Origin of the sequence: Streptococcus devriesei DSM 19639 (assembly GCF_000423725.1) — a bacterium.
In the GTDB taxonomy this organism is placed as follows: Bacteria; Bacillota; Bacilli; order Lactobacillales; family Streptococcaceae; genus Streptococcus; species Streptococcus devriesei.
Genome location: NZ_KE384085.1, coordinates 57,657 through 69,480 on the forward strand (window position 1 = coordinate 57,657; position 11,824 = coordinate 69,480).

General features: G+C 43.9%; 10 protein-coding genes. 3 read left to right on the forward strand and 7 right to left on the reverse strand.

Annotated features, from left to right (window positions below; genetic code table 11):
• Positions 1-4: 4 nt before the first annotated feature.
• Positions 5-796 (reverse strand): alpha/beta hydrolase, encoded by a 792-nt coding sequence (locus tag G573_RS0110480; RefSeq protein WP_027976686.1) that lies wholly within the window; start codon positions 794-796, stop codon positions 5-7.
• An 87-nt stretch (positions 797-883) separates the two neighbouring features.
• Between G573_RS0110480 and G573_RS0110485 the strand changes: the two genes are divergently transcribed.
• The gene (locus tag G573_RS0110485; protein ID WP_027976687.1) at positions 884-1,201 is read left to right on the forward strand and encodes a CHY zinc finger protein; all 318 of its coding nucleotides are present in this window, start codon (positions 884-886) and stop codon (positions 1,199-1,201) included.
• 64 nt (positions 1,202-1,265) lie between these two features.
• Here G573_RS0110485 and G573_RS0110490 read toward each other — a convergent pair whose 3' ends face one another.
• The 4 genes from G573_RS0110490 to trpX form a co-directional block, all read right to left on the reverse strand.
• On the reverse strand, positions 1,266-2,927 hold the full coding sequence (locus G573_RS0110490) for a ribonuclease J (RefSeq protein WP_027976688.1): 1,662 nt from the start codon (positions 2,925-2,927) through the stop codon (positions 1,266-1,268).
• A gap of 196 nt (positions 2,928-3,123) precedes the next feature.
• Complete coding sequence (locus G573_RS0110495; protein WP_027976689.1) at positions 3,124-3,885, reverse strand: ABC transporter ATP-binding protein; 762 nt, start codon at positions 3,883-3,885, stop codon at positions 3,124-3,126.
• Positions 3,882-4,751: an ABC transporter permease gene (locus tag G573_RS0110500; RefSeq protein ID WP_027976690.1), complete on the reverse strand. Its 870-nt coding sequence runs from the start codon at positions 4,749-4,751 to the stop codon at positions 3,882-3,884. Before G573_RS0110500 ends, G573_RS0110495 begins: the two co-directional genes overlap by 4 nt.
• Positions 4,752-4,879: 128 nt before the next feature.
• Positions 4,880-5,872 (reverse strand): tryptophan ABC transporter substrate-binding protein, encoded by a 993-nt coding sequence (trpX, locus tag G573_RS0110505; protein ID WP_027976691.1) that lies wholly within the window; start codon positions 5,870-5,872, stop codon positions 4,880-4,882.
• 148 nt (positions 5,873-6,020) lie between these two features.
• Between trpX and G573_RS0110510 the strand changes: the two genes are divergently transcribed.
• Together G573_RS0110510 and G573_RS0110515 are read left to right on the forward strand one after the other, a co-directional pair.
• Positions 6,021-7,670, forward strand: a complete 1,650-nt coding sequence (locus G573_RS0110510) for an Rqc2 family fibronectin-binding protein (protein WP_027976692.1) — start codon at positions 6,021-6,023, stop codon at positions 7,668-7,670.
• Between the two features lie 150 nt (positions 7,671-7,820).
• Positions 7,821-9,224, forward strand: coding sequence for an amino acid permease (locus G573_RS0110515; protein WP_027976693.1), 1,404 nt, complete (start codon positions 7,821-7,823; stop codon positions 9,222-9,224).
• A gap of 127 nt (positions 9,225-9,351) precedes the next feature.
• Here the strand turns inward: G573_RS0110515 and budA are convergent, their stop codons facing one another.
• Positions 9,352-10,068 (reverse strand): acetolactate decarboxylase, encoded by a 717-nt coding sequence (budA, locus tag G573_RS0110520; protein ID WP_027976694.1) that lies wholly within the window; start codon positions 10,066-10,068, stop codon positions 9,352-9,354.
• A gap of 14 nt (positions 10,069-10,082) precedes the next feature.
• Positions 10,083-11,762: an acetolactate synthase AlsS gene (alsS, locus tag G573_RS0110525; RefSeq protein ID WP_027976695.1), complete on the reverse strand. Its 1,680-nt coding sequence runs from the start codon at positions 11,760-11,762 to the stop codon at positions 10,083-10,085.
• Between the last annotated feature and the right edge of the window lie 62 nt (positions 11,763-11,824).

The window sequence follows — 11,824 nt, forward strand, 5'->3', positions numbered from 1 at the left end:
ACGGCTAAGACAAACGTTCTTCTTTTTGATAATCAATCGGAAGCCATTCCAAAAGAAAATCCAGCTGTTTTTCCCAATAATACCATTCATGCCGGCCGTGATCCGTACGATAGTCAATATCAAGCCCCAGTTCTCTTAACTTTTTAACAGCTATTTCATTGGCTGGATAGAGAAAATCTTCATAACCGCACCAAGCATAAAATTTTGTCTTTTTATCTGATTGTTTTGCCAGTGTGGTCAACAAATGCTCCTGCAGCTCTTCCCCTTGCAAATCACCAAAGATGCCCTGCCAATAACTTGGCGAACCTTCTGTAGCTTCGGTTAAACTTTTTCCGTCAATACCGATGCCAAGCGCGCCTGAAAACGACGCTGCATGGGAAAAGCGATCCGTGGAAAGAGCGATTTTATAAGCACCGTAACCACCCATAGAAAGACCTGCAATAAAGGTTTTTTCGCGTTTTTTTGTCATATTGGGGAAAAAGCGCTGCATCACTTCCGGCAGTTCCTTGGCAATCATGTCATAATAATTAAGGCCGTAAGCAGTGTTGGTATACCAAGCTAAATCCGTTGATGGCATGATGACAATTAAATTTGTCTTTCTCAGCAGGCGTTCAATAGCTGTGCGCTTCTGCCAGGAATTCTCATTGCCTCCCATGCCATGCAAGAGATAGAGCACAGGAATATCGGTATCATTAACATACTGTTCTTTGATTTCTGCAGCATCCGGATAAATAACATTGACATGACGGACCATATCTAAGCTTTGTGATTGATATTCTATTTGAAAAAAGGCCATAAATCAATTTCTCCCCCATTTATTTCCCTCATTATAGCATAATTTAAGTTCTTTTGATAAACTTAAGAAGAAAGGCAGGAAAGAAACATGGTTATAATTTACGGCGATGTAATGGATAAGGAAACAAGATGTACTGACTACCATGGCGCAACAGATATTGTGGCTCTTAAATGCTCTGCCTGTCAGAAATACTATCCTTGTTTTAAGTGCCACAACCGTCATGAAGAGCATGATTTTGTACCCTATCCAGAGCATCTAAAAGAAGACAAGGTCGTTTTTTGCGGTGCCTGTCAAAGGGAATTAACTATTGAAGAGTATAAAGGAAAGAATGCCTGTCCATATTGCGGGCACGCTTTCAACCCTGGCTGCAGCCGTCATTATGATTATTATTTTACAGATAAGTAATAAAAAGAAGCGTCCGAAATCCTCACCTAAAAAGCGAGCGATTTGGACACTTCTTTTTTATATTTTACCTGACTTCCATAACAACCGGTAAAATTGCCGGACGGCGCTTGGTCTGATCAAACAAGAATTTGCCGACTTCATCACGGACAAGAGACTTTAACTCACTCCAGTCAAAACTGTCCTGAGCCAGATAATTCTCGACAGCGTTATTAACAATATCAGCACTTTCACGCAGAATATCCCGGCTCTTTTTAACATAAACAAAGCCGCGAGTATTAATTTTTGCCTTGGAAATAATCTTCTTTTCTTTCTTATTGACGGTCAATGCGACAATAAAGATACCGTCTTCTGACAGAACCTTGCGGTCACGCATGACAATATTACCCACGTCACCAATCGCATTGCCATCAATCATAACATCTCCTGCAGGCACAGCTCCTTCATGAACAAAGCCATCTTTGCCGTAAACCATGATGTCTCCGCGCTTCATGATATAAATATTTTCTGGGAACATGCCGATTTCAAGTGCCAAATCAGCATGAGCCGCCAATTCTCGATATTCTCCCTGAATCGGGAAAAGATACTTGGGCTTAAGAAGATTGATCATCAGCTGAAGGTCACGGCCATTGGCATGTCCTGATACTCGGAGATCCTGCGTAATCAGTCTGACATTGCCGCCCGCCTTATAAATCAGATTTTCAACCTGAGCGACAACGGCTTCTTTAGAAATAGTCGGCGTTGTCACAATGTATACCAAATCCCCGTCTTTAATTTCTACATAGCGGTGGCGGCCGACAGCCATCTTTCTCAGACCGTTCAAAGGCTCGCTCATCCGGCCCGTTTCTAAAATAATCAGCTCATGATCTTCAAACTTGTGCATGTCTTTCGGCTTAACAATGAGCTTTTCATCCACGACCGAGAGCTTTTTAAGACGAATAGCCGTACGGACAATATTTTCAACATCAAAACCAGTCAGAACGACACGGCGGCCATTATTAGCAGCAGAATCAAAAACCTGCTGGATACGCAAAAGGTTAGAGGCCACTGCCGCAACAATAATGCGTCCTTCCCAGTTGGAGATAACCTGCTCCATCTCAACACCCACTTCTGCTTCACTGGCAATTTGAACATTGCTGTCAGCATTGGCAGAATCCGATAACAGTGCCAGAACACCGTCACGTCCGATTTCAGCAATACGGGCTAAATCCGTTTGATAAAGTTTGCTTGCTGCTTGGTCAAATTTGAAATCACCAGTATAGACAATGCTGCCTTCCTTAGTCCCCACAACGATTCCTAAGCTTTCAGGGATGGAGTGAGTGGTTTTAAAGAAAGAAATCAAAGCATCGCTAAATTCAATTTCAGTCTCGGCATCAACCACATGAAAGTTGTGAAATTTCTTGGTAGCATCGTTATTTTTGACAACCAGCTTAGCCAGTTCAATCGTCAGCTCCGATCCGAAAACCGGTGCCTTAACATCGGCTAAGAGATAAGGCAGGGCGCCGATTGCGTCAGCATGTCCGTGTGTCAGAAAGATCCCCTGCACCCGTTTTTTATTTTCGATCAGATAATCCAAATTGGGTATTACCACATCGACACCCAGCTGTTCATTCTCCGGATATTTCAGTCCGGCATCCAGAACAAAAATAGAATCATTGACCTCTGCCAGATAGAAGTTCTTCCCATTTTCCCGAACTCCTCCCAGGGCCATAATTTTAATGTCAGTCATTAGTTCTCCTTATGTTTTCATAGTGTTTTTAGATAACTGCAGTCAGGTGACTTTTTGTCATTTTTCACTATCTTTATTTTCATACAAACGGTCCCTGCCGCCTGCGTTCGTGCACAGACTGGCAAGTCGAATTACTGCGGGCAATTAAAAAATTGCATACACGAGTAGTATACAACTTTTTAGCGTATTTTTCAATTTATTCAAACAGGCCATAGTAGTCAGAAATGTCCATTTCAGCCTTTTCTTCAGCGGACAGATCCTGAATAATGCGGCCTTCCTTCATGACCAGCAGCCGGTTGCCGTATTTGAGAGCGTCTTCCATACGGTGGGTAATCATGAGAGCAGTCAGATGATCACGGCTGACAAACTCTTCGGTCAGCTCCATCAAAGCCACGCTGGTTTTGGGATCAAGAGCAGCCGTATGTTCATCAAGCAGCAGCAATTCAGGCCGCTTAATCATCGCCATCAGCAGGCTCAGAGCCTGCCTTTGTCCTCCTGAAAGGAGGCCTGCCGGTGTTTCCAAATGCTTTTCCAGACCGTTGCCGATTTTATCAATAACTGCTTGAAATTCCTTTTTATGAGCGTGGATATTTCGCGAAACAAGGCTGCGCCGCTCCCCTCGGTACTTAGCAATCAAAAGATTTTCAGCGACAGTCATCCTCGGCGCTGTTCCCATTTTAGGGTCTTGAAAGACCCTCGATAGGTATTTGGCACGTTTTTGAGCCGGATAGGCGGTCATATCCTCTCCCATGATCGAAAGGCTGCCGCTGGTCAGTTTGAGCGTCCCTGCAAGAACATTAAAGAGCGTGGATTTACCAGCTCCGTTACCGCCAAGAATGGTCAAAAAGTCATGCTCATAAATATCAAGGCTGACATCATCAAGAATTGTTTTATAGTCATCAAAACCATTATTTACTTTAACCGTGGCATTTTTTAATTCAACAATTTTTTTAGTCATCGGGATAGCTTCACTCCTTTAAAAAATTTCTTTTTTAATTCCGGAATCATCAGGCAGACAGCCAGCACTACCGCACTAAAGAGCTTGAGATAGTTGGTTTTGAAGCCTAGAGAAATAACTGCCAAAATTAAAAATTGGTAAAGAACAGAACCGACAACAATAGCTATCAAGCGCTCCAGCAGGGTCAGACTTGTTGAAAAGAGCACCTCTCCGATAATGATGCTGGCTAAACCAATGACAATAACGCCGATACCTTTGGAAACATCAGCATAACCGTCCTGCTGGCTGATAAGAGCCCCAGCCAGAGCAATCAGACCGTTAGACAAGACCAAGCCCATCAGCTCCATCTTATCGGTATTGATCCCAAAACTCTGTGCCATGTCATGATTGTCACCAGTCGCAATATAGGCCTGTCCCAGACGGGTATTCAAAAAGAAAATCATACTGCCGACTGCCAAAATGACAAAGATAAGCCCCAGAACAAGCAGGTTGACACTGCCGGAAAACGGCAGCAGATCTTGTAATTTTCTGGCATTGAGCAAGCCCAGATTAGCACGTCCCATAATCATCAGCATGATGGAATGGCAGGAGGTCATGACCAAAATCCCCGACAAAAGAGTAGGAATCTTTCCTTTTGTATAAAGGAGACCCGTTACCAAGCCTGCCAGACAGCCCGCCAAAGCAGCAATTACAGTGGCTAACAAAGCATTAGTTCCCTGTGTAATCAGTGTCACCGCTACGGCACCGCCCAAGGGAAAGGAGCCTTCGGTCGTCATATCCGGAAAATCTAAAATCCGAAAGGTCATAAAAATTCCTAAGCCTAAAATAGACCAAAGAAAACCTTGTGAAATGGTTGAAAGTAACATCTTCTATCCTTCTTTTATAAATATCTTCTATTTTAACACAAAAAAAGGAGGGGGACAAAAGTCATTTGTGAATGTTTGACTTTGTCTCCTCCCTTAATCAAGAAAATCTGTTTTTGAGTAGACTTGACTTACTTATTTTTTGCCTTTTTAAGCACGTCAGAAGGAATCGTTACGCCCAGTTCTTTAGCTACTTTTTTATTGACAACAGGGGTTCCCTTGTCAAATATATTAACAGGTAGTTCTGAGACTTTTTCCCCTTCAAATAATTTGACTGCCATCTTGCCGGTAGCAACACCAAGCTCATACTGATCGACCACAACTGAAGCAAGGCCGCCTTCATTGACCATGGTATCAACGCTTGGATAAACAGGTTTCTTTGCTGCCTTGGCGGCTGACACTACCGTCGGAAAGGCACTGGCAATGGTATTGTCCAGCGGAATCCAGACAGCATCTGCTTTTTCCAGCATAACATTCATGGTTGTTGCAATTTCATTGGTTGAAGGGACGGCATACTCAAGTACCTTGTAGCCTTTTTTCTCTGCCGTTTTCTTAAATTCTGCAACCTGAGATTTAGAATTATCCTCGCTGCTTGAATAGATGACACCGATCGTTTTAACTTTTGGTGTCAAGGTCTTTACTAAATCAACCTGTGCTTTAATCGGCGTCTTGTCAGACACGCCCGTGACATTGCCGTCTGGTTTTTTAAGGTTTTTAACCAGCTTAGCACCGACCGGATCTGTCACAGCTCCCATAACAATCGGGATATCCTTTGTAGCACTGGCTAATCCCTGTGCTGCCGGCGTTGCAATGCCGATCAGAACATCATTTTTATGGTTAACCAGCGTTTGGCTCATGGTTTGAACCTTGCTTTGATCTCCCTCAGCATTCATAAAATCAATTTTAATTTTTTTGCCGGAATAGCCTTCTTCTTTCATGCCGTCTTTAATTCCCCGGTAAATTTCATCCAGAGCATTGTGACTGACATACTGAAGCACCCCAACATTAAAAGTATCTGATTGAGATGATTTTTGTTTTTGCCTGCCGAGAGACTGGTAGACAAGGATACCGATAACAAGCAGAGCCAGAGCTGCTAGAATCCCTATTAAACGTTTATTTTTCATGTTTCCTCCTCAAATAAGTCCTGTCTTTATTTTACTGCAATTTTCAGCTTTTTTCAATATGCTTAAAAACGCTTTCCCTGCTCTTGGCAGATGCATTGGAGCTTTCGTGTGGTATAATAGAAAAGACTAAGAGAAAAGAGGAAAAACCATGTCCTTTGATGGCTTTTTTTTGCACCATTTAACCTTGGAATTACAAGAACAGCTCCTGGGGGGGCGGATTCAAAAGATTAATCAGCCTTTTGAACATGAGCTGGTTTTATCAGTCCGCAATAATCGCCAAAATTATAAGCTGTTGCTCTCGGCCCACCCTGTTTTCGGCCGGATTCAGGTGACGAAAACGGATTTTCAAAATCCTCAAAATCCTAATACTTTTACTATGATTATGCGAAAGTACTTGCAGGGAGCAGTGATTGAGCAGATCGAGCAGATTGATAATGACCGAATCATCGAAATCACCGTCTCCAATAAAAATGAAATCGGAGATCAAATCAAGGTTACTCTCATTACTGAGATTATGGGCAAGCACAGCAACATTATCTTGATTGATAAAAATGAAGGAAAAATCATTGAATCCATTAAGCATATCGGTTTCTCCCAAAACAGCTATCGGACGATTCTCCCCGGCGCCAGCTATCTGGCACCGCCAAAAACGAGCGGGCAAAATCCCTTTACCATCTCTGATGAAAAGCTCTTTGAAATCCTGCAGACGCAGAATCTTGAGGCCCGCAGCCTGCAAAAACTTTTTCAAGGACTGGGGCGTGATACGGCTGAGGAATTAAGCAGGCGCTTGCATACTGACAGGCTGAAACAGTTTAAGCAGTTTTTCAGCCTGCCGGTCTGCCCTGTTTTGACGGAAAAATCCTTTTCAGCAGTCAACTGGAATAACTCTCAGGAAACATTTGCCGGCCTTTCTGATTTACTGGATTATTTTTACCAAGACAAGGCTGAACGCGACCGCATTGCCCAGCAAGCCAGCGATTTGATTCACCGCATTCAAAATGAACTGGAAAAAAATAAGAAAAAACTCAAAAAACAAGAAAAAGAACTGCAGGATACCGACAAGGCCGAGGACTTCCGCCAAAAAGGAGAACTGCTGACAACTTATCTAAATCAGGTGCCCAACAATCAAGACCAGGTGGTGCTTGATAATTATTATACAGGTGAAAAAGTGACCATTGCACTTGATAAGGCTCTGACCCCCAGCCAGAATGCTCAGCGCTATTTTAAAAAATATCAAAAGTTAAAAGAAGCCGTCAAGCATCTGGGCGGATTAATTGAAGAGACCAAAGCCACTATCCAGTACTTAGAAAGTGTTGACAACGCCCTCAATCAAGCCAGCCTTTCTGAAATCAGCGAGATTCGAGAGGAACTGGTCGAAACAGGCTTTGTCAAACGCCGCCACAGGGAAAAAATTCAAAAGCGCAAAAAGCCGGAACGCTATTTAGCTTCCGACGGTAAAACCATCATCATGGTAGGCAAAAATAATCTGCAAAATGATGAGCTGACTTTTAAAATGGCCAAAAAAGGTGAGCTCTGGTTTCACGCTAAAGATATTCCGGGCAGCCACGTCCTCATCAAGGATAATCTTAATCCTAGCGATGAAATTAAAACGGACGCCGCTGAATTAGCTGCCTATTTTTCTAAGGCACGCCTTTCTAACCTCGTTCAGGTGGATATGATTGAAGCCAAAAAGCTCAATAAACCAAGCGGCGCTAAGCCGGGCTTTGTCACCTATACAGGGCAAAAAACCCTGCGTGTCACTCCTCGTGAAGATAAAATAAAGGCTATGAAAATCTAAAAAGGCGGGATTAAACTTTGCTCTGTCAGTTAAGTTTGCACCCTCGCCCGCTTATTTTCTGCTGTTAAGCCGCTCTTCTTTTTAAGCTTTATTTGTGCTTTTTGTAAAATAATACTATAATAATAAGATATTATGGAAAAGGATGAAATTATGTCAGAACAATCAGATACCAAACAGACCAGCCGGGGTTCCAAAGAACTGGAAAACGGCATGGTCCGCGGTCTGCAGAACCGCCACGTTCAGCTCATTGCTATCGCCGGAACAATTGGAACCGGACTTTTTCTGGGAGCCGGAAGATCCATCAGCCTAACCGGGCCATCGATCATCATCGTTTACCTGATTACAGGTTTTTTTATGTTCCTGATGATGCGGGCTATCGGCGAGATGCTCTATTATGACCCCGACCAGCACACCTTTATTAACTTTATTACCAAGTATGTCGGTAAGGACTGGGGACATTTTTCAGGCTGGTCCTACTGGCTGTCACTGATCTTTTTGGGCATGGCAGAAATTACCGCTGTTGCCACCTATGTTCAGTACTGGTTCCCCACATGGCCGGCTTGGATTATCCAGATTGTCTTTTTGATACTGCTGTCATCTATCAACTTGATTGCCGTCAGAGTTTTCGGAGAAACAGAATTCTGGTTTGCCATGATCAAAATCGTTGCTATTTTGGCTTTGATTGCTACCGGAATTTTCATGGTACTGACTGACTTTAAAACCTCTCAGGGGCATGCCAGTCTAGCTAATATCACAGATCATTTCGAATTTTTCCCCAAAGGCTGGCCAAGATTCTTTATGGCCTTTCAAATGGTCTTCTTTGCCTATCAGGCTATCGAATTTGTCGGGATTACAACCTCAGAAACACAGAATCCCAGAAAGGTTTTGCCTAAGGCTATTCAGGAAATTCCGGTTCGGATTATTATCTTCTATATCGGTGCCCTGCTTGCCATCATGGCTATCTTCCCATGGCGGGCTCTGCCGGTTAACGCATCGCCCTTTGTCATGGTCTTTAAACTTGCCGGAATCAAATGGGCTGCTGCCTTAATCAATTTTGTCGTTTTGACTTCAGCAGCTTCGGCGCTTAATTCCACTCTTTATTCGACAGGACGGCATCTCTACCAGCTGGCCAATGAAGTGCCCAACCCCGTCCTAAGTTATTTCAAGGCTAATCGCCTGTCACGGACAGGTGTTCCAAGCAGAGCTATTATCATGTCAGCAGTTGTCATTGCTATCTCAGCCTTCATCACTGTGCTTCCGGGAATATCAGATGCTTTCGCCCTGATTACGGCGTCCTCATCAGGTGTTTATATTGCAATTTATATCCTGACTATGATTGCCCACTACAAATACAGACAATCCAGTGATTTCATGGCGGACGGCTACCTGATGCCGGCTTATAAGCTTTCTAATCCTATCACCACACTCTTTCTTCTCTTTGTTTTTGTTTCCCTCTTTTTGCAGGATTCAACCTACATCGGAGCTATTGGTGCAACGATTTGGATTATCGGCTTTGGCCTTTACAGCAAGCTCAAATTTAAAAATCAGCCATAAACACGTCAAACAAAAAGTGAGCTACCAATCGGCAGCTCACTTTTTTATAATCGGTTTTAATCTGCCCCAGCGCTTAGCAGAGCAGACAAGGCTTAATCTAAACCTTTGTCAGCTGTTTGCTTATAACTTATTCGGCCTTGTCAATATCACCGCGAACTTCTTTGGCATTGAATTTCGCAAAAAGATACTGGCGGTCTTGAACAGGAAAACGCTGATCCAGCTGATCAACTGCCCCTACTTCAACCTGACCTTCTGTTATCACATAATCTATGACATGACCGCCAAAGGTATGGTCATCAGAAATGAAATGAAGGTGGTAACCCGCTACACTGACACCGTGAAAGATTTCCGGCGTCCAGATACCGACAATGGTACCCGTAATATTATCAGCCGTGTATTCGGGCTGATGGGTTGCTACTTCGGCAAATTTTTTGTCTGATGTCGAACGCGGAATCATACGCACGTGCATTTTGGCAAAAGTTCCGTGAATTTTAATCGAGCGGAAAAGATTTTCGCCATCATAATAAGATTCTATGCGCGCCTGCAATTCCTTGTCAGTCATTTCAAAGCGCTGTTTAAAGATAACCTCGGCTTGGTGGTGAATAACCGCTGCATAGGGAACTTTCATATCATCAGGTACTTCAACAACCTCGGGCTTGTCTCCGGATCCTTTGGCCTGATAAGCTTTACCATCCAGAACAATAAGCTCTCCGTCAATAGAATCAAGTGTCCCAAGACCCAAATCACCGTACTCCAGCAGCTCACCTACTGTTAGTGAACCCCCGTAAAGACCTGCCATAAGGGCTCCCAGAGTATTGTATTGAAACAATTTATTGGCTTCCATTTTCAAACTCCTTTTTAGTAAAACTCATCTGGTAAAATCGTTTCACCTAGTTTAATATTATCCTTGTAATCAATCGGAATGTCAATGAGTACAGGGCCGTTTTCGGCTTCTTTGAGAGCTGTTTTCAAAACAGCATCAAACTGCTCCTTGCTGTCAGCCCGGTAGCCCTTGGCACCAAAGCTTTCAGCATATTTGACAAAATCAACGGACCCAAAATCAACGCCCGATGAACGGCCGTACTTCATCTCTTCCTGAAATTCAACCATATTGTATTTGCCGTCATTCCAAATAATATGAACGATAGGCAGCTTAAGACGAACAGCTGTCTCCAGTTCTTGACCGGAAAAGAGAAAGCCGCCATCACCCGAAACAGAAATAACTTTGGTATTGGGCCGCAAAAGACTTGCTGAAATCGCCCAAGGAAGAGCGACCCCTAAGGTCTGCATGCCGTTTGAAAAGAGCAGATGACGCGCTTCGTAACTCTTGAAATAACGAGCCATCCAAATATAGTGGCTGCCCACATCAACGGTAACAGTCATATCATCGGTGGTCTGATTTTGCAGGACATCAATCACATCAAGCGGATGAACAAGGCCTTCTTTTGGTGTCTTATCAAATTTGACATCTTCTACCACATTGTTGCGAAGACCTTTAAGGTATTCCACTGAACCATTCGGAAGCCCGTAGCCGTTGACCGCAGGCAGGAGCAGATCAAGCGTCTCTGCTATATCGCCGATCAGCTCGCGTTCAGGCTGGAAGTAGGTATCAATCTCCGCAGGAGCTACATCAATAACGATAATGCGGGCTGAAATCTCAGCATTCCAGTTCCGGGCTTCGTACTCAATCGGATCATAGCCAATAGCAATAACCAAATCAGAACGTTTAAGCAGCATATCTCCCGGCTGGTTGCGAAACAGACCGACACGTCCAAAGAACGTATCATCTTCTAAGTCACGTGAAACAATACCGGCACCCTGGAAGGTCTCAACAACCGGCAGCTTGACAGCGCCCAGCAGCCGGCGAATAGACGCTGTGACAGGCGCTGCTGATGCACCATTTCCCAAAAGCAAGACAGGCAGGACAGCATTTTTAATGGCCTGTGCCAAGTAATTAATATCGGCAACAGACGCTGATCCGAGCTTAGGATCTGTCAGAGGTTTAATGGCTTTGACAGAAACAGGACTGTCTGTCACGTCTTGAGGAATGGAAAGAAAGCTGGCTCCGGGTTTGCCGGCTTTAGCCAGACGGTAAGCATTGGCAATATTTTCAGACAGTGTTTGCGGATCCTGAACTTCGGCTGAATACTTGGTAATCGGCTCCAGCATGGCAACATTGTTCATGGATTGGTGAGCACGTTTTAAAAGATCTCCCCGCTTAACCTGACCGCCAATAGCCAAAATAGGGTCTCCTTCTGCTGTTGCTGTCACAAGACCAGTCGCTAGGTTCGAGATACCGGGACCGCTGGTGGCAATAACGACACCGGGTTCACCGGTAATCCGTCCAATCCCCTGAGCCATAAAGGCAGCGTTTTGTTCGTGGCGGGCCACAATCAGCTCAGGCCCCTTATCTTCTAAGGTATCAAAGACGCGGTCAATTTTAGCCCCCGGAATACCAAATACATACTTGACATCATGATTAATGAGGCTGTCAACAATCAAGTCAGCCCCATGGTTTTTCTTATTATTTTCTGTCATTTAAAATCCTTTCTTCACAAGTTTCATGTCAATTATACCACAGATTTTTACAGACTTTGTGA